The 23,210-nt window shown below is 70.1% G+C and carries 17 protein-coding genes and 1 pseudogene; 14 read left to right on the top strand and 4 right to left on the bottom strand.

The genetic code is table 11. From position 1 onward, the window contains the following. Positions 1-170 precede the first annotated feature (170 nt). Positions 171-1,586: a type I glutamate--ammonia ligase gene (glnA, locus tag SCA03_RS28065; protein WP_030886881.1), complete on the top strand. Its 1,416-nt coding sequence runs from the start codon at positions 171-173 to the stop codon at positions 1,584-1,586. Positions 1,587-1,670: 84 nt separating this feature from the next. Here glnA and SCA03_RS28060 read toward each other — a convergent pair whose 3' ends face one another. After that, the gene (locus SCA03_RS28060; RefSeq protein WP_230988960.1) at positions 1,671-2,528 is read right to left on the bottom strand and encodes a hypothetical protein; all 858 of its coding nucleotides are present in this window, start codon (positions 2,526-2,528) and stop codon (positions 1,671-1,673) included. Between the two features lie 610 nt (positions 2,529-3,138). On the opposite strand from SCA03_RS28060, the gene SCA03_RS28055 reads away from it, so the two are divergent. Next, entirely contained in the window at positions 3,139-4,227 is a 1,089-nt protein-coding gene (locus SCA03_RS28055) for a hypothetical protein (RefSeq protein ID WP_230988959.1), read from the top strand. A gap of 261 nt (positions 4,228-4,488) precedes the next feature. Beyond that, positions 4,489-4,773: a hypothetical protein gene (locus SCA03_RS28050; protein ID WP_086817525.1), complete on the top strand. Its 285-nt coding sequence runs from the start codon at positions 4,489-4,491 to the stop codon at positions 4,771-4,773. A 352-nt stretch (positions 4,774-5,125) separates the two neighbouring features. Here SCA03_RS28050 and SCA03_RS28045 read toward each other — a convergent pair whose 3' ends face one another. Further along, positions 5,126-5,845, bottom strand: coding sequence for an NUDIX hydrolase (locus SCA03_RS28045; RefSeq protein ID WP_030895654.1), 720 nt, complete (start codon positions 5,843-5,845; stop codon positions 5,126-5,128). Positions 5,846-5,932: 87 nt separating this feature from the next. Between SCA03_RS28045 and SCA03_RS28040 the strand changes: the two genes are divergently transcribed. The 6 genes and pseudogenes from SCA03_RS28040 to SCA03_RS28020 all read left to right on the top strand — a co-directional run bounded on the left by SCA03_RS28040 (position 5,933) and on the right by SCA03_RS28020 (position 13,099). Next, positions 5,933-7,690, top strand: a complete 1,758-nt coding sequence (locus tag SCA03_RS28040; protein ID WP_212767125.1) for an AbeC-like domain-containing protein — start codon at positions 5,933-5,935, stop codon at positions 7,688-7,690. Then, entirely contained in the window at positions 7,687-8,592 is a 906-nt protein-coding gene (locus SCA03_RS28035) for a 5'-methylthioadenosine/S-adenosylhomocysteine nucleosidase family protein (protein WP_086817527.1), read from the top strand. Before SCA03_RS28040 ends, SCA03_RS28035 begins: the two co-directional genes overlap by 4 nt. 49 nt (positions 8,593-8,641) lie before the next feature. Continuing rightward, complete coding sequence (locus SCA03_RS28030) at positions 8,642-9,301, top strand: hypothetical protein (RefSeq protein WP_030895661.1); 660 nt, start codon at positions 8,642-8,644, stop codon at positions 9,299-9,301. A 195-nt stretch (positions 9,302-9,496) separates the two neighbouring features. Then, a pseudogene (locus SCA03_RS36535) lies at positions 9,497-9,676 on the top strand (hypothetical protein); the annotation flags it as partial. An 828-nt stretch (positions 9,677-10,504) separates the two neighbouring features. After that, positions 10,505-11,968 (top strand): glyceraldehyde-3-phosphate dehydrogenase, encoded by a 1,464-nt coding sequence (locus SCA03_RS28025; RefSeq protein WP_086818361.1) that lies wholly within the window; start codon positions 10,505-10,507, stop codon positions 11,966-11,968. 198 nt (positions 11,969-12,166) lie between these two features. Then, positions 12,167-13,099, top strand: a complete 933-nt coding sequence (locus SCA03_RS28020) for a nuclease-related domain-containing protein (RefSeq protein WP_086818360.1) — start codon at positions 12,167-12,169, stop codon at positions 13,097-13,099. Between the two features lie 73 nt (positions 13,100-13,172). Here SCA03_RS28020 and SCA03_RS28015 read toward each other — a convergent pair whose 3' ends face one another. Then, positions 13,173-13,607, bottom strand: a complete 435-nt coding sequence (locus SCA03_RS28015; RefSeq protein ID WP_030886921.1) for a MarR family winged helix-turn-helix transcriptional regulator — start codon at positions 13,605-13,607, stop codon at positions 13,173-13,175. A gap of 307 nt (positions 13,608-13,914) precedes the next feature. Between SCA03_RS28015 and SCA03_RS28010 the strand changes: the two genes are divergently transcribed. Together SCA03_RS28010 and SCA03_RS28005 are read left to right on the top strand one after the other, a co-directional pair. Then, positions 13,915-14,472 carry a quercetin 2,3-dioxygenase gene (locus SCA03_RS28010; protein ID WP_030895669.1) on the top strand — a complete coding sequence of 186 codons (558 nt, stop codon included), beginning with the start codon at positions 13,915-13,917 and terminating at the stop codon, positions 14,470-14,472. Further along, entirely contained in the window at positions 14,469-15,353 is an 885-nt protein-coding gene (locus SCA03_RS28005; RefSeq protein ID WP_230988958.1) for an alpha/beta hydrolase, read from the top strand. Before SCA03_RS28010 ends, SCA03_RS28005 begins: the two co-directional genes overlap by 4 nt. A 698-nt stretch (positions 15,354-16,051) precedes the next feature. Here the strand turns inward: SCA03_RS28005 and SCA03_RS28000 are convergent. Continuing rightward, the gene (locus SCA03_RS28000; RefSeq protein ID WP_086817793.1) at positions 16,052-16,843 is read right to left on the bottom strand and encodes a GNAT family N-acetyltransferase; all 792 of its coding nucleotides are present in this window, start codon (positions 16,841-16,843) and stop codon (positions 16,052-16,054) included. A gap of 616 nt (positions 16,844-17,459) precedes the next feature. On the opposite strand from SCA03_RS28000, the gene prcB reads away from it, so the two are divergent. The 3 genes from prcB to SCA03_RS27985 all read left to right on the top strand — a co-directional run bounded on the left by prcB (position 17,460) and on the right by SCA03_RS27985 (position 23,189). Continuing rightward, the gene (gene prcB, locus SCA03_RS27995; RefSeq protein WP_051847156.1) at positions 17,460-18,314 is read left to right on the top strand and encodes a proteasome subunit beta; all 855 of its coding nucleotides are present in this window, start codon (positions 17,460-17,462) and stop codon (positions 18,312-18,314) included. A gap of 102 nt (positions 18,315-18,416) precedes the next feature. After that, positions 18,417-20,636, top strand: a complete 2,220-nt coding sequence (locus tag SCA03_RS27990; RefSeq protein WP_086817792.1) for an NADP-dependent isocitrate dehydrogenase — start codon at positions 18,417-18,419, stop codon at positions 20,634-20,636. A gap of 333 nt (positions 20,637-20,969) precedes the next feature. Next, positions 20,970-23,189 (top strand): caspase family protein, encoded by a 2,220-nt coding sequence (locus tag SCA03_RS27985; RefSeq protein ID WP_158102357.1) that lies wholly within the window; start codon positions 20,970-20,972, stop codon positions 23,187-23,189. The last annotated feature ends 21 nt before the right edge of the window (positions 23,190-23,210 follow it).

The raw sequence follows: 23,210 nt of genomic DNA, 5'->3' as shown, positions 1-23,210 counted from the left end.
CCACCGAGAACTCCCGGAGTCTCCCGGGTGGCCGGGCCGCCGGTTAACATCGGCGAAACAAATGGGTCATGCTTGAGAAATGGCCCCTGCCTATGGTCGGTCCCAGGCGCACCACGGGTGAGCGCCACGGAGCAACCCCGTCCCGAGGCGGCGGGACTAGGAGGAGTTCGATGTTCCAGAACGCCGACGAGGCCAAGAAATACATCGCGGACAACGACGTCAAGTTCATCGACGTCCGCTTCTGCGACCTGCCGGGCGTCATGCAGCACTTCGCCATCCCGGCCGAGATCTTCGACCCGGCCGAGAGCCTGATGTTCGACGGCTCCTCCATCCGCGGCTTCCAGGCCATCCACGAATCCGACATGGCACTGGTCCCCGACCTGTCCACCGCCCGCCCGGACCCCTTCCGCTCCGAGAAGCACCTCAACATCAACTTCTTCATCCACGACCCGATCACCGGCGAGCAGTACAGCCGCGACCCGCGGAACGTGGCCAGGAAGGCCGAGGCATACCTGGAGTCCTCCGGCATCGCCGACACCGCCTTCTTCGGACCCGAGGCCGAGTTCTACGTCTTCGACGACGTCCGCTTCGAGACCAAGGCGAACGCCGGCTACTACCACATCGACTCCGAGGCCGGAGCGTGGAACACCGGCGCCATCGAGGACGGCGGCAACCGCGGCTACAAGGTCCGCTACAAGGGCGGCTACTTCCCCGCCCCGCCCGTCGACCACTTCGCCGACCTGCGCGCCGAGATCTCCCTCGAACTGTCCCGCGCCGGCCTCCAGGTCGAGCGCCAGCACCACGAGGTGGGCACCGCCGGCCAGGCGGAGATCAACTACAAGTTCAACACCCTGCTGGCCGCCGCCGACGACCTGATGCTCTTCAAGTACATCGTCAAGAACACGGCCTGGCGCAACGGCAAGACCGCCACCTTCATGCCCAAGCCGATCTTCGGCGACAACGGCTCCGGCATGCACGTCCACCAGTCCCTGTGGCAGAACGGAGCCCCGCTCTTCCACGACGAGCAGGGCTACGCGGGCCTCTCCGACACGGCCCGCTACTACATCGGCGGCATCCTGCGGCACGCCCCCTCGCTGCTCGCCTTCACCAACCCGACGGTGAACTCCTACCACCGCCTGGTCCCCGGCTTCGAGGCCCCGGTGAACCTCGTCTACTCCCAGCGCAACCGCTCCGCCGCCATGCGCATCCCGATCACCGGCTCCAACCCGAAGGCCAAGCGCGTCGAGTTCCGCGCCCCCGACCCCTCCTCCAACCCGTACCTGGCCTTCGCCGCCCTCCTGCTGGCCGGCCTGGACGGCATCAAGAACAAGATCGAGCCGGCCGAGCCCATCGACAAGGACCTCTACGAGCTGCCCCCCGAGGAGCACGCCGACGTCGCCCAGGTCCCCACCTCGCTCCCCGCCGTCCTCGACGCCCTCGAAGAGGACAACGAATACCTCCAGGCCGGCGGCGTCTTCACCTCCGACCTGATCGAAACCTGGATCGACTACAAACGCACCAACGAAATCGCCCCCATGCAGCTCCGCCCGCACCCGCACGAGTTCGAGCTGTACTTCGACATCTGATTCGAGGCTTTTCTTCGAAGGCCGCCGCCCTGTATTGGGGTGGCGGCCTTCGGTGTGAGGGATCCCTGCGAGAGGCAGGCGGAGTCATGCCGTGGGCGGTTCGGGGACGCGCCAAGTGATGTGGAATCGCTCGTCGTCGGGAAGCCTGAGTGGCCCGGCCGGACTGATCTGCTTGATCAGGTAGCCGCACACCATGTGTTGCGCCTCCTCCGACACTTCGTCCCAGGTCTCCGGAGTCACGGTCATCACTTCGCGCATCAAGCTCAGGTCCGACTCGTTCTCCAGCATCTTCGCCCGGTCGTCCCGGTCCATGGTTTCGTCCGCGTGCATCGCGCGGATCGACTGCGCGAGGAGGTTGGGCTCGCGACTTAGTCGCCGGAGACTTTCCTGGCAGCCGTATTGGAAGGCGGCATATGCCTCCATGGCTTCCCGGTCGGGGTTGCGGTAGCCAAACGGCGCGCCCTCGTCTGCCCCGACGTAGTCGCCTTTCAACGTGTGCAACAGGATGCGCAACGTATGTTCGGCGCCATGCTCCTCAATGTGCCGCACCATCGCATGAACCCATTGATCCTCGGACACCAGCGGCTCGTGGGGAGCGGCGAGCGAAGGATGGATCTCGATGGCGCTGAAGGGATTGATCAACACCCCCATGATCATCTCCGGGGTGAACGTGCCGTCCTCACCTCCCCAACCGCCGTGAACCAGTTCTTGGAAGGACTTGAGCGCGCCGGCTTCCCCTTCGCGGATCGCTCGCCAGAGGGGGAGGAACCTGCCCGTCTCGGCCTCCTCGCTCCGGGGTGGGCTGCATAGACCTGCCAGGACCATGACGATGTCGTGGACGGTTTCCCAACGTGGAACGCGTAACCCGCTGACGGCGGACCGCACACTCTCGTGGCTGGCTGCCGACAGCCGATCATCGCGGCCACGGATGAGTTTGCTCACCTTCCGAAAGCTCAACAGGCCCGCCGCACGGTGCAGTTCCTGGAGCGCCTCGACCAGTTCCCGGTGTGGGCCGACCGGTTCGGGTGGCGTGGTAGGGGCAGCCAAATCCGGTTCCTCCTGGTCGGTGCGTCAAGTTTTGTCAGCACCCTAGGAGCTGCAAACCGACGACGAGTCAGCTTTCGGCAAGTATGCCGCCCGGCTGGCAAACCGTGACTTACGGCCAAATGACGGGGCGAGCATGGGAAAGGCGCTGCTGGAGCGCCGCCACCCGAGGAGCTGCCCTGTGCACATCCCTGCCTACGCGCGCGACACCATCCGCGCCGCCTTGCCCAGCATCCCCACATCTCGCCAGGTGGGGGCCCTGGACTGCTGTCTGTGTGATGCCACGTTCGGTGAGGACCTAGCTGCCGTACCGCTCGGCCCGACCCCGACATCGGGACTGTTCGGGTGTCGTCCCTGTCTGACCCGGCTGGTTGTCCAAGCGAGACGCACCAGAGACCTCGCTCGGGCCCGGGGCGCCGAGCAGGCGCGAGCAGAGTCTGCTGCTTGGCTATCAGCGCGTACACAGCACCTGTCTCGTCTTGACGGCGTGCGGCACGCTGCGGAGGCCGTGGCCGAGCTGGCACAAGACGATGATGTGGAGGCGTTGAGGATCGCCTGGCTGCTGATCTCGCTGGAATCGGCATACACATGGGTCCCGGAGATGCCTGAACCGCCTGCCTCTGTGGATCGCGAAGATCCAGGGCTGAAGGACGGAGCGTTCCGCCTCGACTTGGCCATGATGACGGCGAGGGAGGCGGTAGCGGAGCGGCTCGCCTACCACGTGCTCAACGAGGCCCAACCCGCGGAGCCGGAGATGTGCGCGGAGTTCGAGTGCCCGGAAGGCTGCACCGGGCGCCATGATTCCTCACACATCGACTGCGGGCCGGACGCTGTTTTCGACGATCTGACGGAGCACGGAATCGCCGTGGAGCGGCCGGGGCCCACCCCTCTGTCACCACGGGTGGAAGCTCTGTCGGAGAAGTCGGCGATCGAAGCGAAGCGCCCAGCACTGCCGGATGTCGAGGAGTACGCTTCCGCCGTTCTGGCGCGCTTCGGCCTTGATCCAGGTGACACAGAGGAACTGGTGAATGTCGCGGCGGTCGGTTTGGTCGCCGACACCTGGCGTGACGGGCTGCTGGACTGTGTCGACGTGGCCGATGACCGGCCCAGCCAGGGGGAAGTCTTGGCACAGAGCGTCGACCTGCACCGCAGGGCCCGAGCGGCGTTGATGGCCGCACGGAACCTCGGTCCTGAGGCACTGCTTGCGTTCGTGGCCGTCGCTTCCGACTTGGATCTTCCGTGGGCCGGCGGCTCGTGCTTCAGGCTGGGGATGGTATCCGGGCCTGTGGCGGAGTTCGTCCAGAACATCGACGACCAGGTCTGGCTCACCGCTGAGGTGATGCGTGAACAAGGCTGGCGTGCGGCTCTGTTGCACAGAGCCGCCTCGGCTGTGTGCAAAGCCCCTACCCACTTCGGGATGCCCGGCTGGACCGAAACCGTTGCTTCGGCGATGGAGTGTCTCGCCGTGCTGGACCGTTCGAGCGCTCCCGACACGTTGGAGGATCTCGCGGCAGTCGAGGCTGCACTGCTCGAATCCCCCGATCGGTTGGGGGCAGATGCCCTCGACTGGATCTCGTACCGGTTCCGACTCGGTTAGTGCTGTGCCAGGCCGGTCCGCGCGACAGCCCATTGCGCAAAGAATCCGGCATCGATGGACCCCCTCGATGTATTTGGATTCACGAAAATCGGCGGAGCCACGGTTTCGAGAAATTGCAGAGTTCGAGAACAGTTTGTCCAGTTGGCCGCCGATGCCACCGCATGTGTTGTCGGAAACAACACTGATGTCAGAATCAGTCACTTGGTCCCATACCGGTCCGCGTCGGCGTGCTACGGCCCAGCAGAAGGCAGAGACAGCATCATGAAGTGGGACGACTTGACCTTGGTCATCCTTGCCGTGTTCGGTTGCTTCACGTTACTGCTGACGCAGATCAGCGAAGTCCTTTCGAAGCTGCCGCAGATCATCCGCGCTTGGCGGCAGGTGCGACGGGAACTGAGCAACGGTATCGAGTCCAACCCGCCGAGCGCCTTGGGAAGCTCCTCGCGCCCGGGCGCGCCTGCGGTGGACTCCTGCGGTGGGGAGAATCACAACCCGGAAGGTCCGGAAGCGCGACGAGAAGAGCACGGACCCAGTCAAAACGACTGAGCAGGCTCCCTTTTGGGACGACCAGACAGCCGATTGACTTCGCCTGGACATGCATCCGCTGCGCACCGGTACCGAGTCCCGGCGTCGCACAGCCAGGTCGGCAGAGTTCCTGGGCCGTACTTCGATGTCCAATCCCCTCATGAGGCGGACGCTGTTTCGCCGGCCTGGGTCGTCAGAACGACAGAGCGGGTGGCCGTTCCTGTTCGGGATGGCCATCCGCTCTGTTCTGTGCCGGATCCGGCCTCCCTGTGATCGGCGAGCCTCGGCCGGCTGATCCGGTTTCGCATCGGATTGCCTGCCCCGGATGGTCGACCGACGGTACGGAGGTTGGGACCGGCTGCCACGGTGTGGCCTACGACTGTTGGCCGCCCCGTAGCAGGGGCGGGCTGAGCAGCCAGGCGGTACCCCGGCGGTAGAGGGCGGCTGGGCGTCCTGTGGGAGGCAGTCGTTGTTCTCCCGTCGGTTGGACGAATCCCGGTGTGTTGAGCACCTTGCGACGGAAGTTGCTCGGGTCGAGCACCTGCCCCCAGATCACCTCGTAGACCTTACGGAGCTCACTCAGGGTGAATGAGTCTCCGCAAAATGCTGTGGCGACAGCCGTGTACTCGAGTTTCGTGCGGACCTCTTCCAAGGCGTCGGAAAGGATTTCCGCGTGGTCGAACGCCAACGCTTGTGCGTCGCTTTGCAGTTGGGCGACCGGGGCCCAGTAGGCACGCTCGGCGTCGGTGCCGCCCACGGGCGCGGGGAGGTCGGGCCCCAGCGCCAGGTAGGCGATCGTGACCACCCTTCCTCGGGGGTCGCGTCGAGGCTCCCCGTAGGCGCCCAACTGCTCCAGGTGCAGTCGCCTGCCGTCGATCCCTGCTTCCTCCCAGAGTTCACGCAGGGCCCCTTCGCGCAGGGTCTCGTCCTTCTGGATGTATCCGCCGGGCAGGGCGGGCCGGCCCAGGAAGGGTTCCACCCCGCGTTCGACCAGGAGGACCATCAATTGGCCCTCCCGGACCGTGAAGATCGTCAGGTCCGCCGTCACCCACGACGCTTCCACCTCTGTGGAGTGCTTCAGCCACTCGTCCACCGGAACCCCTAAAGGTCATGTTGACTTAAACGCTTGCGACACTTATGGTCACGTCAACCTTAAGCTTGCGAGGCGGGGGGCAGCGTGATGACTTCCGATGCGCCGGTACCAGCCGTGGAAGCGGTCGAGGAAACCACTGCTGCCACGCGTCACTTATGCGCCGGGGTGCACGTGGATGAACGGTTCCGTGACCTCGTGATCGACGAGGTGTGCACCGCTCCACATCGCAGGGTTGCTCCCTCCTACGGGTTCGACATCGTTCCGGTGATGCGTCACGCCTGGCGCGCCGCGACGCTGAATGTGCTGCTCCGTGTCGCGGTGATCGGAGCCACGGTGGTTCCCGCTCTCGCGGGGGCGTTACCTGCCACCATTCTGGTCACCTGCGGACTGGCCCTCCTGTGGCTGCTTCATGTTGCCGTTCTGCTGCGTAGGGCAGAGTCGGAACCGAGGCTCAAACGGGGTTCCAAGCGACGCGGACTGGGATCCGCACGAGAGCACCGAAGCCTGATGGCTCTGCTGATCACCTGGAAACATGCGGGTCGACTCAAGTACTCGGAGAAGATACGCGCGTACAGGAAGATCGGAACTCTCGCCCTCGCTCTGGTGGTCACCGGACTGATCGTCGCGGTTCTCTATCCGGCCCAGGCTTTCCCGGCCCTCTGCTCGGCAGGGGCGATCGTGGCCTCATGCCTCACTGTCGGCGCTGTACGACAGATGACGCTGAACCACATATTGCGCGCACCGCACCTCAGGCCGAGGCGATTGTCTGCACGGCAGCGCGTGGCGGACGCACAGCAGAGGCACATCTGCGCTGTCTACCAGCGCCCGAGACATTGTGAGGACGAGGACGACCTCACCAGGTTCACGCTCTTCGGGGACGAGTCACCGTTCATCGGGGCCGGTGAACTGGTCTACCACTGGAACCCCCCGATATGTATCCAGTTGCTGCGCCCTGGGAGCGACGAGGCCCCGTTGCACGAGTGTGAGCATCCTGTACCTCCCTTCCAGGCCCATGAGTTGGTCGAGTACCTGCGGGAGGCGGTTCGGCAACTGGACACCGACAACGGGGAGGTCCGTCTTCCCACGCACGTCCGGGACCGCATCTATGTGGCGGAGACCGATGTGGCGGCCGACCGCGGGCTCTTCCCCGCGCATATCGATGAGAAGGACCTGCATGCCATCATCGATACGCCGGGGTCCAAACAGCACCACTTTCTGGAGATCAGTACTCCTGTGGAAGGCGCGGAGTTCGTCGCGACCGTTCTGCTGCGAGTCAGCTTGCAGGGGCGGACCTTGAGCATCTCCACAGCAGCGTGCGTCCTTGCACACACACCGAGATCATTCCAATACGCGGAGGAGTTCGGCCACAACGGAGCAATCGCTGTGGTTTGGGCAGCGCTGCGGGAAATGGTCGCTCTCCCCAAGGAGATCCCGCGCTCATGGCGGATCATCCGCTACCTCTATGCGCTGGGAAAATCCGTTCTCCTGCCCTGCGATCTCACCATGTCGCCGATCCGTAACGTCCTGATCGGCACCCGGGTCAGCATCAGGGAGAAGGCTGCCCAGGCGTGGTCCAAGATCCAGCTGGAGAAGAGCGACATCCTGGGCCGGATGAAGACCATCGAGCGGCGGTTGCTGAGGGCCGCGAGCGACTTCCTGGCAGCCAATGATGTGGACAACTCCGAGTTCAATGACCGAGCACTCAAAATCATCAACAGTGGAATCTTCAACTTCGGCGACAACAACACCTTCAGTAACAACGCGGTAGGTGACGGAGCTCAGTCGGGCGGTGCGGCGAATCAGCCGGCAGGTCAGAGCAGCCAAGGCAGTGGAGGAAGCAGATGACGATCAATCGAGGCATCATCAGCCGTGGAGACGGCAACAGCTTCAGCAACAACGCCATCGGTGAACGAGCTCAGGTGTCCGCGGGTGCACCGGCGGAAGAGCCCATTCTTCGCCCCAGTGAGAAGGAGGAACCGGCCTGGGACATCGGAGTGGTCACGATCCTCAGCGAGGAACTCCAGGCTGTACGGGACGAATTGAAGCTGGAGCGTCACAAGGAGAGCAGCGGGCTGTACTTCTACAGGGGCAGCTACACGACACCGGATGCGACGGTTCGCGTGGTGGCCACACAGAGCCAAAGCCAGGGACAACGGTCGGCGATGGGTGCGCTGGAGAACCTCCGACGCCACTACAACCCACGAGTGTGGGCCTTGGTCGGCGTGGGCGGCGGGATCCACGATGAACACGCTCGCGTGGGCAATGTCATCGTTTCGACCGACGTCGTCTACTACGAGAACCGCAAGATCAACGGAGGCGGGGAGGTTCGGCGCCGAGGGGAGCACCGACAAGCGCCCGCGCCGGTCGTCCACGCCGTGAACGCCTATTTCGCGGACAATGGGACCCCCGCGAGCATCTACGGGCAGGACCCGTCGTACGCGTCGGAGTCGTACGCCGTCTACCCGGGGGTGATCGGGTCCGGCGAAGCCGTGATCGCAGACCGGGAAAGTGATATTCGGCAGTACCTCACGGGCTACCACGAGAAGGTCCTTGCGGTCGATATGGAAGCCGGCGGACTGAGTCAGTACTGGCAGGAGAACTCGGTCCATGGTGCGGTCAACCCGGGCTGGATTGTGGTTCGTGGTGTATCGGACAACGCGGACGAGCAAAAGGGCCACGGCTATCACGGGCTCGCGGCACGTAACGCCGCGTACGTGCTGCGGCAGCTGGTGGCCTACCTCTGCTGATCAGAGCGTCCGGTTCTCTCGTGGACGTCAGAGACAGGAGACAGTACATATGACTGCTTTCCTCCTCGGGGTTCTCAGCTCCCTGGCAGCCAGCGGTGTCCTGCTTGTTCTCGGGTTCCTGCGCGGCTCGCGCCCCTTGTGGTGGCTGGTGGCGGCCTGTTCCTGGTGCACGGGAACCGGGCTCGGCCGCGTGTATCGCCAGCAGTCCTCCGCCGAACGGGACATTGCGCGAGAGCTGGGCCGTGCTCGGTGGATCAAGGTCCTGGCCGGGCGTGGAAACGTCCTCACCCGTGAGGCGTTCTCCGCGCTGTGGTCAGGCGAACTTCCCCTGGAATCGGTGCAGATCCTCTTGCCCGACCCTCGTATTCGCGCCGACTCGTGGCTGGACCGGCGCTCGCACGACGTGTGCCGGTTCGATCCCGGATTCACCCCGGATCTACTCAGGAGCCAGGTGCGGACGAACTTCGACTACCTGGAGCACGCAGCGCGCGCACAACGCAACGTCGAACTCCACAGCTTCAATTTGCCCAACACCTGCCGGATCATCGCGACTGACCGCGCCGCCTACATCACCTTCTACAGCAGCTCGGCCCACGGCAGGAACTCTCCCTGCCTGTACGCGCGAGCGCCGGGTCTCCTGTACAGCTTCGCCCTTCAGCAGTTCGGTTCGGCCTGGTCGGACAGTTCGCCTGTGCCTGCGGCGCGCTAGTGCCCGCCTCGTGGGGACGCGCCCTGCCTCGGAGCCCCGACCCGGGCTCCGGTCGGCAGCGGCGCGGCCCCCTGCCCCGCCCAAGCCCCCCCCCTGTGCCAAGCTGCCCCGGTCGTGCAGTGTCGCGGGTCGGGGAGTCGTGTCCGGGGGGGCGACGGCACGGGGATATCGGCGAGTTTTCGGGGGTGGAGAGTGATGGGTGTGTGGAAGTCGCGGCAGGGCGAGCGGGGTTCGGATGTGTGGGGGTTCGAGGTGGTGCGGCGGGGTTATGAGTGCGGGGAAGTGGATGAGCGGATACGTGGGCTCGTTGAGGAGCGGGATCGGGCGCTGGCTCGTATTGCCGTGCTGGAGAGGCGTATTGAGGAGTTGTATCTGGGCGGGGCCGAGGTGTCGGGGTGTGCGGGTGGGGCCGCTGCCGCCGGTGGTTTTCGGGAGGGGGCGGGGGATTCCGGCTCGGGAGATGGAGGTGTTGTCGGCGTCGGTGTGGAGAGCGGGGCGCGTCCGGCCGTTGCTTTCCGTATAGCGCGGCGGGGTTACGACCGGAAGCAGGTGGACGAGCGGATTCAGCGGCTCGTCACCGAGTGCGAGGGCGCCGCGGCGCGGATCGACGTACTGGTGCGGCGCGTCGAGGAGTTGGACGGGGGCGCGCCCGGCGAGTGAGCTGGGGAGCGGTGGGGGTTGTGCCCGGCGGTGGTTCTTGGTCGCCGGGTACGGGTGGGGTGGTGGTCAGCGCCGTTTCTTGGTCTTTCGCTTCTGGACCGGGGTCCAATCGCCCCGGTGGTCCTGGCAGCGGGAGTAGCCGATCATTGCCGGCCGCTGACAGGGCCTACCGGTCGTTGTGCGCGTCGATCCGCACTTGACTTGTTTTCCCATTCGCCCTCCGATTTCCGGGCCTGCCGGTCGGTGGGCATTTTCCTGGAATGTGGTGATCGAAGTCCCGGGGGTGGAGCGACATCGGCTGGTTCCGTGCCCGTCCCGGCTGGTCTCAGCCGGTCTCAGTCGGTCTCAGCTGATCCCGGCTGAGCTTGGCTCGGCCCGGCCGGTTCCGGTTGGTTCCGGTCGGTCCTCTGTTGCAGGGGTGAGCCGGGCTGCGGGTGGTGTCGGGGGAGACGGGGCGAGGGGTGCTCATTCGGGTCTCTGTGCGAGCGGGTGGGCGGGGCGGGTTAGCATATGAGCGCCGCCTAGCTCGAAAGATAGATCACTGTGACTGTCAACGACGACGTGTTCACCAACTGGAAGACCCGCGAGGAGATCGCGGAGTCGATGATCCCGCTCATCGGGAGACTGCACCGGGAGCGGGACGTCACGGTCCTGCTGCACAGCCGTTCCCTGGTGAACAAGTCGGTGGTGAGCATCCTCAAGACCCACCGGTTCGCCCGGCAGATCGCCGGTGAGGAGCTGTCCGTCACCGAGACGCTGCCGTTTCTCCAGGCCCTCACCGCGCTCGATCTCGGCCCGTCCCAGATCGACATCGGCATGCTCGCCGCGACGTACCGGGACGATGAACGCGGCCTGTCCGTCGAGGAGTTCACCGCCGAGGCCGTGGCCGGCGCCACCGGGGCCAACAAGATCGACCGGCGGGAGCCGCGCGATGTCGTCCTGTACGGCTTCGGCCGGATCGGACGGCTCCTCGCCCGGCTGCTCATCGAGAAGGCCGGGTCCGGCAACGGCCTGCGCCTGCGGGCGATCGTCGTCCGCAAGGGCGCGGGGGAGACGGGCGAGGACCTGGTCAAGCGGGCGTCGCTGCTGCGCCGGGACTCCATACACGGGCAGTTCCAGGGCACCATCACGGTGGACGAGGCGAACGGCCGGATCGTCGCCAACGGCAACGAGATCCAGGTGATCTACTCCGACGACCCGACGACGGTGGACTACACGGCGTACGGGATCAAGAACGCCGTCCTCATCGACAACACGGGCAAGTGGCGCGACCGGGAGGGGCTCTCGAAGCACCTGCGGCCGGGCGTCGAGAAGGTCGTGCTGACCGCGCCGGGCAAGGGCGATGTGCCCAACGTCGTGCACGGCGTCAACCACGACATGATCAAGCCGGACGAGCAGATCATCTCGTGTGCGTCCTGCACGACCAACGCGATCGTCCCGCCGCTGAAGGCGATGGCGGACGAGTACGGGGTCGTGCGCGGGCACGTCGAGACCGTCCACTCGTTCACCAACGACCAGAACCTGCTGGACAATTACCACAAGTCCGAACGGCGGGGGCGCTCGGCGCCGCTCAACATGGTCATCACCGAGACGGGTGCCGCGTCCGCCGTCGCGAAGGCGCTGCCCGACCTCGGGGCGAAGATCACCGGCAGCTCGATCCGGGTGCCGGTGCCGGACGTCTCGATCGCCATCCTCAATCTGCAACTCGGCCGCGAGGCGAGCCGCCAGGAGGTGCTGGACCACCTCCGCGAGGTCTCGCTGACCTCGCCGCTGAAGCGCCAGATCGACTTCATCTCCGCGCCCGACGCCGTCTCCAGCGACTTCATCGGCTCGCGCCACGCCTCGATCGTGGACGCCGGCGCCACGAAGGTCGACGGCGACAACGCGATCCTCTACCTCTGGTACGACAACGAGTTCGGCTACTCGTGCCAGGTCATCCGCGTCGTCCAGTACGTGTCCGGCGCGGAGTACCCGACGTATCCGGCGCCTGCCCCGGTGGTGGTCTGAGCCGCGGGGTCGGTCCCGTCCCGTCCGCTGCGGCCCCCCGCTTCCTTCGGGAGATGCGGGAGAGGGGCCGCAGCGCCTTCGTCCGGAAGGGCTCGTCGGCCGCTTCCGGTGTGCGGGAGGTGGCGCGCCGGGCCGGGGCGTGCCCGGGCCGAGGGGGTGCCCGGGTCGCGGCGTTGACGGCCCGAACAGAATGGGGGGATGGGTGACTTACAGGTCTCGCAGTGGAGGCGCTACGGGCACGACCGGCTCTATGTGAACCTCCCCGAGGGCCGGAGCGTCGCGTGGTTCGACCGCAGGACAGGGGAGTTGCGCGTCCTGGACGAGGGATACCGGGACGGTGTGCTGGAGGTGCTCCGACCCCACCTGCTGCCCGGCACCACGGCGCGCAGCGGTACGGACCGGCCGGACCCCGCGTCCTCGGGTGCCACGCCGGGTGCTCCGGTTCCGGTTCCGGCTCCGGTCGGCGCACCGCCGGTGGCCGGTCCGGGGCGCCCGCCGACGGGGGCCGGGGCGCGCGGGCCGGGGGCCGATCTGGCGGCCAACAGGCCGGGGGAGGCCCTGCGGCGGAAGCTGGACGAGCTGTTGCCCGGCCCCTTCGACCGGGTCCTGGCCGCGCTGCTCGGTAAGCGCTCCTCCGCGTACAGCTGGCGCAGAGGGCTGGCGGGCGAGCGCAGGGTCGGGGCGGACCTGGAGGGATTCGCGGCGGCGGGCTGGCGGGTGCTCCACTCCGTGCCGCTGGCGGGTGATGTGGACATCGACCACCTGCTGATCGGGCCCGCGGGGGTCTTCACCGTCAACACGAAGTTCCATCGGGGGGCCCGGATCTGGGTGGGCGACGAGGCCGTGAAGATCGGCCGCGATTCCTACCCGTACGTCCGCCGAAGCCGCGCCGAGGCCCGGCGCGCGGGGGAGATCCTGACGCGGGCGTGCGGTTTCGCCGTCGAGGCGCGTCCCGTCCTGGCCTTCGTCGGGGCGGACCGTCTGACGGTGGTGCCCTCCCTGCGTGATGTGCACGTGCTTCTGCGGCGGGAGCTTCCCCGTCTGACGCGGCTGCCGTCCGTCTGGCGGCCCGAGACGGTCGAGGCGGTCCACGCGTGTGCGCGCAACCCCCGGACGTGGCCCGGAGGTTGAGAGCCGGCCGGCGGCGTGGCCGTGCGGGCCGCGAACACCGGTCTGCCCGTATCGGACCCCGGGCAATGGTGATTCACCCCCGCGGCGGTTCGCCCCAGTCCTGTTCCAGGGCTGTGCGCAGGGCCGTCACCGTTTCGGTGCCGAGGCGGTCGGCCAGGTGGGATTCCAGGGTGGCGAGGGCGTGTACGGCCTGGTGGTGGGCGTGGTCGCCGGTGGGGGTGCGGCGCAGCAGCCAGCGGCGGCCCGAGGTGGGGTCGGGGGTCTGTTCCAGGAGTCCGGCGGTGATCAGGCTGTGGGCGGTCTGGTGTGCGGACTGGCGGGTGACGCCGGTGCGGCGGGCGAGTTCGGCGACGGTCGTGCCGGTGTCGTCGAGGGCGGCGAAGAGCTGGGTCTGTGCCGGGGTGAGGGGGGTGGTGCCGGCGGCTTCGAGGGCCGCGGGGAGCGCCTGGTCGAACCAGCGCCGGGCCTCGCCGAGGAGTTGGGGGAGGGGGCGGCGGTCGGCGGGCATCGGGTTCCTCCCGGGGTCGGTGGGCCGGGCCTCGGTCCTGTGGGGGTGTGACGGCCCGGTCTTCGGCGGGGCTGGTGCGACGGCTCGGTTCTCGGTGGGGCCGGTGTGACGGTTTGCTTCTCGGCGGGGCCGGTGTGGCGGTCCGTTCTTGGTGGGGCTGGTGTGGGGCTGGTGCGGGGCGGGGCGGGCGCGGTGTCGTGGGTGTGTGGGTCGGGGGCCGGGTGCGGGTGCGGGTTGCTCGGGTGGTGCGGGGCGTGTCAGGGTGCCTGACATTATCTGCTGATGCCGGACGGTGTTCGGAGACCGCATGACCATCGAGTACGCCACCCGCTACCGGCGGGCCTCGCACATCCCCGCCGAACCGGGCAAGCCCTACTTCGTCCAGAAGGGCGAGGGGGACCGCGCCCATCTGTTCGGCGACCTGATCACCGTCTACGCGGGCGGCGAGCAGACCGAGAACACCTTCAACTTCTTCACCGTCGAGGGGCCCAAGGGCGACATCATCCCGGCCCATGTGCACGAGGACACCCACGAGGTCTTCTACATCACGCACGGCGCGGTGCGGCTGTTCGTCGAGGACACCCGGGGCGAGCAGCAGGAGCGGCTGCTGACCGCGGGGGACTTCGGGTTCGTGCCGAAGAACTGTACGCACGCGTACCGGATGGAGCGGCACCACAGTCAGGTCGTCGGGGTCGCGGCCGGGCCGGGCGGCACCTTCGAGCGGTTCTTCGAGAACCTCGGGGAGCCCACCGAGCGGCACGGCCTGCCGGCCGAGCCGGTGGTGCCCGAGCCGGAGCGGTTCGCCACCGTGCCCCAGCGGTTCGATGTGCGGTTCCTGCCCGACCACGAGTGGAGGACGCGGTGACCGACGCCGGACTGCTCCGGGTGATCGGTGCGCCGCACCCCGATGTGGCGCCGCTGCCGCCGGCCGCGCCGGGCGGGCAGGGGGTGCGGGTGCTGCGCGGTGTGCCCTACGGCACCGTCGACGGCGGCCGTCCGCTGGAGCTGGACCTGTGGCTGCCCGCGCCGGAGCCGGGTGGCGGTCCCGTGCCGGTGGTGCTCTTCGTGCACGGCGGCGCCTGGCGGCGCGGCCACAGGGGCGACATGGGGCTGCGCACCCGCGGCTGGGAGCCGGGGCCGTTCGCCCGGATCGCCGCGGCGGGCCTGGCCGTCGCGAGCGTCGACCACCGGCTGAGCGGTGAGGCCCGGTTCCCCGCCCCGCTGGAGGATCTGCGGACCGCCCTCGGCTGGCTCGCGCTGCGGGCCGACGAGCTCGGCACCGATCCGGGGCGCACGGTGGTGTGGGGCGAGTCGGCCGGCGGGCACCTGGCGTCGCTGCTCGCCCTGACCGAGGAGACGCGGCCGCTTCGCGGTGCCGTCGTCTGGTACGGGCCCAGCGATCTGACCACGGCACGCGGGAGTTACGTGCCCGAGGACCCCACGTCGCCGGAGGCGCTGCTCCTGGGGGACGCCCCGGCGGTGCTTCCCGGGCGTGCGCGGGAGGCGAGCCCCCTCGCGCGGGTGCGGGCCGGGGCGCCGCCGTTCCTGCTCGTGCACGGCGAGGCGGACACCATGGTCGCGCCCGAGCACAGCGTCGAGTTGGCGGCCCGGCTGACGGAGGCGGGGGTTCCGGCGGAGCTGCGGCTGGTTCCGGGCGCGGACCACGTCTGGTACGGGGCGTCCGAGGAGCAGGTCGAGGAGGTCTTCGCGGCGTCGCTGCGCTTCGCCCACGACGCCGTCGGCTGACCCCGCCCCTCCGGCGCCCTGGTGACCCTGGTGACCCTGGCGGGCCTGGCAGCCCTGGTGGTCTCGGTGGTCCCGGTGCTCCTGCTGCCCGGCGCCTTGGCGTTCTGCCCCTCCGGCCCTCCGGCGCCCGACGCCCTGCTGCCCCGGCTGCTCGGCCCCTCCGGCTGCCCGGCGCCCCGGCGCCCGGCGTCCCGGCGGTCCGGTGTCGGCCCTCCGGCTGTCTGGCGCCCGGCGTCCTGGTGCCCCGGCTGCCCGGCTGCCCGGCGGTCCGGCCCCCCCCGAGGGCGCGGTGCCCCCCCGCTCCGACGGTCCGGCATTCCGTTCTCCGGCTGCCCGGCGCTCGGCTTCCCGGTGCCCCGGCTGTCCGGCGTTCGGCTCTCCGGCACCCCGGCGTTCCGGTTCTCCGACGGTCCGGCGTACGGGGTGCTCGGTGCTCCAAGCCTCTGGCGGCCCGGCGCCCTGAGCCCCGGCGGTCCGGCGTTCCGGTCCTCCAACGGCCCGGCGCCCGGCGCCCTGGTGCCCCTGCTGCCCGGCCCCTCCGGCGGCCCGGCGTACAGCGTCCCGGCGTCCCGGCGTCCCGGCCCTCCGACCCGCTCGGCCCCCCCGGGCCCCCGGGCCCCGGCGCCCCCCCCGCGCCGCGGCTGCGTGCCGTATCGCGGCGGCGTCCCGTCCCCGGCCCCGCGGCCCCGCGGCCCCGCTCAGCCGTCGGGCAGCAGCCGGGCCGAGACGCAGGGGTCGTCGTCGCGGTAGCCGAGGCGGGTGTAGAGGCGCTCGGCCGGGGTGTTGCCGGCGAGTTGCCACAGGGTGCAGAAGCCGTGTCGGCGGACGGCGTGCCGGGTGAGCCAGGTGGTCAGGGCCGCGCCGAGGCCCTGGCCGCGCTGCCGGGTGTCGGTGGCGACGGACACCATGAGCGGCGCGCCGCTGTCGCGCAGGCTGCTGAGGGCGCCGCAGGCGACGAGCCGGCCGTCCTCGCCGCGGATGCCCGCCCACAGGCTGACGCTGCCGGAGCCGGGGCCCGTGGAGTGGCCGGGGCTGTGGACGGCGAGGAAGTCGCGCAGTTCGGTGTGGTGCGTGGTGTCGAGCGCGACGACGCGGTCCTCACCGCTGTGCGGGGGCGGCTCCTCCAGGGTCCAGCGGAAGATCCACCCGGTCGTCCCGGCCGTCGGCAGATACCGGCCGACGAGGTCCTCGGTGCCGCGCGGGCCGGTGAACTCCCGTACCTGGCCGGGGAGTTGCCAGGCGGCGCGCAGGACGAGTCCGGCGGCGGCCGCGGGGGCGCCGACGCTCCACACATGGCCGCGGGGCGCGTCGAGCCAGGCGACCGCGCCGTCGCCGGACCAGCTGATCCGGTCGGCGGGCCGTTGCCGGGCGGCGCCGAACCGCAGCAGGGCGGAGCCGGGCCGGGACTCCAGGCCGTGGGCGAAGAGGTCGGCGGCTCGGGAGACCTGGGGGGCCGGGGAGACCTGGGGAACGGGGTGCGTTGCCTGCATCACTCTCAAGAAGGCGCTCGGTGGGACGTGTTGGACGGAGGGGCGTATTGCGCGGACGTATGCGACATGTACGCAGTATGTGCGGACGGATGCGGATATGTACTGCTGGATTCGGCGCGTACCGCGTTCCGGGCGCGCGGAGAGCGCGGCCGTTCGCGGTCGCTGTGTGGGAGGGGATCCCCGGTGGCGGCTGCGCACGACGGCGCGCCCGGCCGACCGGGACGGTCCACTGTCGCACACCTGACCGGCCCCGACGCAAATACGGAAACTGTGGTCCTCGCCATGCTCGGGCCCCGGTGTCCGACGTGCTCCGGAGCCGTCGCGTGCCGCAGTGCGGGACCCGGCGTACGCCGTGCCCCGGACCCGGCACCGCCATGCTCCGACGCCGGCCCTTGCGTGCGGGGAACCGGCGGCTGAACACTCCCCCAAGCCCCGTGCACGGCACGGTGGTTGGCCCCCGGCACGGCCCGTGCGCGCGGGCGTACGCGGGAGGCGGGGCAGCACATGCGGGACATCGGGCCGGGGTAGGCTCCCGCGCGCAGGGCGATCTTCGAACGCGGGTGCCCCCGGGGCCCGCGGGGAGCGGACGCCGGGGGCCGGACAGGGGAGGATCCGCATGGGTGCTGGTGCGTACGGAGCGGGCGGGCAGGGGCTGCCGGCGGCGTTCCTGGCCGCGGGATCGTCGTCGTTCATGGACTTCCTCCGGGCGCAGGCGCCGGAGCTGCTGCCGGGCGGCCGGGCGCCGGCCGGGGGCGTGCCGGCGGGCTTCGAGGCGCCGCACGGCACGACCGTGATCGCCGCCTCGTACCGGGACGGCGTGCTGGTCGCCGGGGACCGCCGGGTCACCATGGGCAACGTCATCGCCCACCGCGAGTCGGAGAAGGTCCAGCCGGGCGACGAGCACTCCGCCGTCGCCTTCGCGGGCACCGTCGGCCCCGCCCTGGAGATGATCCGGCTCTTCCAGCTGGAGCTGGAGCACTACGAGAAGGTCGAGGGCGCCCCGCTCTCCCTGGAGGGCAAGGCGAACCGGCTGACCACCCTGATCCGCGGCAACCTGGAGATGGCCATGCAGGGCCTGGCGGTCGTCCCCCTGTTCGCGGGGTTCGACCCCGACCGGGGGCAGGGGCGGATCTGGTCCTTCGATGTGACCGGCGGCCGCACCGAGGAGCGGGACTTCGCGGTGAGCGGCTCCGGCTCGCCGTACGCGCGGGGCGCGCTGAAGAAGCTGTACCGGCCGGGCATGGCCGAGCGCGAGCTGGTCACGGCGGTGGTGCAGGCGCTGTACGACGCGGCCGACGACGACACGGCGACGGGCGGCCCCGACCCGGTCCGCCAGGTGTATCCGCTGGTCGCGCTCGTCACCCGGGACGGCTACCGCAGGGTGGCCGACCAGGAGGTCGCCGCGGTCGCCGGGGAGGTCCTCGACGGGCGTGCCGCCGCGCCGGACGGCCCGCGCGCCCCGGTCGTCTGACCCGCGTCGGGGTCGTCGCGGGCGACGGGGGTTGGCTTCGGGTGCCGGTCGGCGACCGGATATCTTGATATCGAGACGACCTCGACGTGAAGCGGAGTACCGGTGACTGACTCGACCATCATCTATACGCACACCGATGAGGCCCCGGCCCTGGCGACGTACTCGTTCCTGCCCGTGGTCCAGGCGTACGCCTCGACGGCCGGCGTCGCCGTCGAGACCCGGGACATCTCCCTGGCCGGCCGGATCATCGCGAGCTTCCCGGAGCGTCTGAAGGAGGACCAGCGCATCGAGGACGCGCTGGCCCAGCTCGGCGAGCTGGCCAAGACGCCCGAGGCCAACATCATCAAGCTGCCGAACATCTCGGCGTCCATCCCGCAGCTGAAGGCCGCCATCGCCGAGCTCCAGGAGCAGGGCTACGCGCTGCCGGACTACCCGGACGAGCCGAAGACCGACGAGGAGCGCGAGATCCGCGCCCGCTACGACAAGGTCAAGGGCAGCGCCGTCAACCCGGTGCTGCGCGAGGGCAACTCCGACCGCCGTGCCCCCGCCTCCGTCAAGAACTACGCCAAGGCCAACCCGCACCGCATGGGCGCCTGGTCGGCCGACTCGAAGACGAACGTCGCGCACATGGACGGCGACGACTTCCGCTCCACCGAGAAGTCCGTCGTCGTGCCCGCCGACGGCTCCCTGCGCATCGAGCTGCACGGCGACGACGGCTCCACCACGGTGCTGCGCGAGTCGGTGCCGGTGCTGGCCGGTGAGGTCGTGGACGCCTCCGTGATGCGCGTGGCCGCGCTGCGCGAGTTCCTCACCGCGCAGGTCGCCCGCGCCAAGGCCGAGGGCGTGCTGTTCTCCGTGCACCTCAAGGCGACGATGATGAAGGTCTCCGACCCGATCATCTTCGGGCACGTGGTGCGCGCCTTCTTCCCGCAGACCTTCGCCAAGTACGGCGACGCGCTGGCCGCCGCCGGGCTCACCCCCAACGACGGCCTGGGCGGCATCTTCAAGGGCCTGGAGTCGCTGCCGAACGGCGCGGAGATCAAGGAGTCCTTCGACGCCGAGCTGGCCGCGGGCCCGGACCTGGCCATGGTCGACAGCCACCGCGGCATCAGCAACCTGCACGTGCCCAGCGACGTCATCGTCGACGCCTCCATGCCGGCCATGATCCGCACCTCCGGGCACATGTGGAACAAGGACGACCAGGAGCAGGACGCGCTCGCCGTCATCCCGGACAGCAGCTACGCCGGCATCTACCAGGCCGTCATCGAGGACTGCAAGGCCAACGGCGCCTTCGACCCCTCGACCATGGGCTCCGTCCCCAACGTGGGCCTCATGGCGCAGAAGGCCGAGGAGTACGGCAGCCACGACAAGACGTTCGAGATCCCGGTCACCGGCACCGTACGGGTCACCGACGCGGACGGGCAGCTCGTGCTGGAGCAGGCCGTCGGCGAGGGCGACATCTTCCGGATGTGCCAGACCAAGGACGTGCCGATCCGCGACTGGGTCAAGCTCGCCGTCTCCCGCGCCCGCGCCACCGGCGACCCGGCCGTCTTCTGGCTGGACGAGGACCGCGCGCACGACGCCAACCTCATCGCCAAGGTCGAGCAGTACCTGCCCGAGCACGACACCGAGGGCCTGCGCATCGAGATCATGTCGCCGGTCGAGGCGACGAAGCTGTCGCTGGAGCGCATCCGCCGCGGCGAGAACACCATCTCCGTCACCGGCAACGTGCTGCGCGACTACCTGACCGACCTGTTCCCCATCCTGGAGCTGGGCACCAGCGCCAAGATGCTCTCCATCGTCCCGCTGATCAACGGCGGCGGCCTGTTCGAGACCGGCGCCGGCGGCTCGGCGCCCAAGCACGTGCAGCAGCTGGTCAAGGAGAACTACCTGCGCTGGGACAGCCTGGGCGAGTTCCTCGCGCTGGCCGTCAGCTTCGAGCACCTCGCGCAGAAGACCGGCAACGCCCGCGCGCAGGTCCTGGCCGACACCCTGGACCGCGCCACCGGCACCCTGCTCGCGGAGAACAAGTCGCCCAGCCGCAAGCTCGGCAGCATCGACAACCGCGGCAGCCACTTCTACCTCGCCCTGTACTGGGCCCAGGAGCTGGCCCGGCAGACCGAGGACGCGCAGCTCGCCGAGGCGTTCCAGGGGCTCGCCGGGACGCTGTCCGAGAAGGAGCAGACCATCGTCGACGAGCTGATCGGCGTGCAGGGTTCCCCGGCGGACATCGGCGGCTACTACCAGCCCTCGCCCGCCAAGGCCGACGCGGTGATGCGCCCGTCGAAGACCCTCAACGAGGCCCTCGCCTCCCTGAGCTGACCCTCCTCTTTCTCGGGTCACGCTCTGCCCTCCGCCCTCCCGCCCTCCCGTCGCCCCACCCTCCGCCCCTGGCGGAGGGCCAGCGACGGGAGGGCGGAGGCGTTTCGAGTCCCCCGGCATCACCTCACGCCTCGTGTCGAGCCGTGCCTTCGCGCCTCGCCTCGCCTGGGGCCTCGCCTGGCGCCGGAGCGCCACCTCACCGCCTTCCGACCCCCCTGCGCCGCCCGCGAGTTGACCTTCGGGTCGCCGCGCCCGTACGCCGACCCGGAAGTGCCCGGGATGTGCCCCGGCTCGGCCCGTCCCGGCCCCGGGGCGGGTGCGAGACTGCTGCGTATGCCCACGGTTCACGCCCTGCTCGTCGGCATCGACGACTATCCGGCCCGTTCCCTGCCCCGCCTGGCGGGCTGCCGCAACGACATCCGCGCGGCCGGGGAGTGGCTGCGGGCCCGCACCGCGGCGCGCGGCACCGGGCTGCGGCTGCGGGAGCTGGTCGACGGTGCGGCCACCGTCGAGGCCGTCGTGGCGGGCCTCACCGGGCATTTCGGCGGCGCAGCGGAGGGCGACACCGCGCTGCTGTGGTTCTCCGGGCACGGCACCGACCTGCCCGCGAGCGGACCGGACGAGCTGCTCAAGGAGCCCACCGGGCGCTGCCAGGCACTGGTCTGCGCCGACGGGACGCTGCCGGACAAGCGGCTGGGCGCGCTCCTCGAAGCCGTCGCGGCCCGGGGCGTGCACACCGTCGCCGTCCTGGACTGCTGCTACGCGGGCGGCGGGACCCGCGAGGTGCTGCCCGTGCGGTACGCGCCGCCCGCGCCCGGCTGGGCCCGCGCCGCCGCCCGCGACCTGGCCGCGCTGCCCGGGCACCCGGGCCCGCAGCGGCATCTGCTGCTGGCCGCGGGCCGTCTGGACCAGTTGGCGCACGAGGACGAGTTCGACGGACGGACGCGGGGCCTGTTCAGCCATGCGCTGCTGGACGTCCTCGGCAACGGGGCCTACGACGGGGCGAGTTCACGCGAGGTGATGGCCGCGACGCACGCGCGGGTGCAGCGCGGCAGCACCGCCCAGCACCCGGTCCTGCTCCCGCAGCGTCCGGGCGGCCCCGCCGATGCGCCGCTGCTGGGCGGAGCGGGCGCCGGCCCCCGCGCCCCGCATCTGCTGCGCCTGGGCGTGGACGGCTGGGAGATCGACGCGGGCGCCGCACACGGCCTCGTCGGCAGGGGAGGCACGGGAGACACGGAGGCCGTGGGTGCCGTGGGGGCCGGCGGAACCTGCTTCGCCGTCGTCGGTGCGGAGCCCGCCGCCTCCGGGGCCGATCAGGCTCCCGGGCCCGCTGCCGCCCCGGGGCCCGCCGCTGCCTCGTCGACGGCTGCCGTTCCGGCGACGGCTTCCGTTCCGGCGACGGCGGCTGTTTCGGGGGCCGTTCCGGGGGCCGTGTCCGGGGCCGCGGCCGGTCGGCGGACCCTGCGTGCCCACGAGATACGCGCCGACCGCACCCTCGTACGCCCGGAGGGCTGGGAGCCCGACCCCGAGCGCACCTACCCGGTCACGCTCAGCGCGCTCGCCCTGCCGCCCGCCGAGGTGACCGTCGAACCCGCCGCGGGTCCGGCCGGGGCCGGGGACGGTCGGCCGGTGCGTCTCCTGCGGGAGGCGCTGGCGCACGCGGGCCCGGGCGGCGGGCCCTCCCCGCTGCTGGCCGTGGCGTCCGGCGCCGGGGAGGCGGCCGTACCGCGGCAACTCCCCGCTCAGGGACGGCTGTTGCTGCGGGTGCTGGTACGCGAGGGCAGCGCGGAGGTGGTGCGCCGTGACGGCAGCGCCTTCGTCCCCCCGCTGCCGCTGGCCACCGCGGACGACGCCGCGCGGGTCGCCGCCTGCCTCGTCCACCTCGTCCAGTGGGACCGGATCCGCTGTCTGGACAACCCGCTCTCCGCGCTCGGCTCCCCGGTGCGGGTGGAGATCGCACCGGCCGACGACCGCACCGCACCGCCCCGTCCCGGAGACGGCGTCCGCGAACTCGTCTGCCCCTACACCCGGACCGCGCACGGCTACCGGCCCCCGCGGCTGCACATACAGCTGCACAACCGCACCCACCGGAAGCTGTGGTGTGTGCTCCTCGACCTCACCGACAGCTACCGCAGCCACGCGATGCTCTTCCCCGGCGACTTCATCGGCCCCCGGGGCACCGGGCACGCGCTGGACGGAGCGCCCGTCGAGCTGTCCCTGCCCGCGGGCCGGGAACCGCGCCCCGGTGCCGGGGCCCGCGACTGGCTCAAACTCGTCGTGGCCGAGGGCGAGTTGAACACCCTTCCCTTCCTCCTGGACGCCTGGGACCCGGGCGTGCCCGCGGGACGTTCCGCCGCCCGGCAGGCCCCGGACGGTGTGCTGCGGCTCGCACCGCCCCCGCCGGCGGCCCGGGGCCGGGACCTCGGCCCCGTCGGCTCGGCCGGCGCGAGCGGTTCCGAAGGCACCGTCGGCTCCTGGGGCTCCGCGGTGGACGACCCCGGCCCGGGCGACTGGACGGCCACCACCCTCTCCCTGCGGACCCTCGTGCCCTGAGCGGCCCGTCGTCCAAAGCGG

This window comes from Streptomyces cacaoi (assembly GCF_006539165.1).
GTDB classification, from domain to species: domain Bacteria; phylum Actinomycetota; class Actinomycetes; order Streptomycetales; family Streptomycetaceae; genus Streptomyces; species Streptomyces cacaoi.
This window is presented reverse-complemented; position numbering and strand designations above follow the sequence as displayed.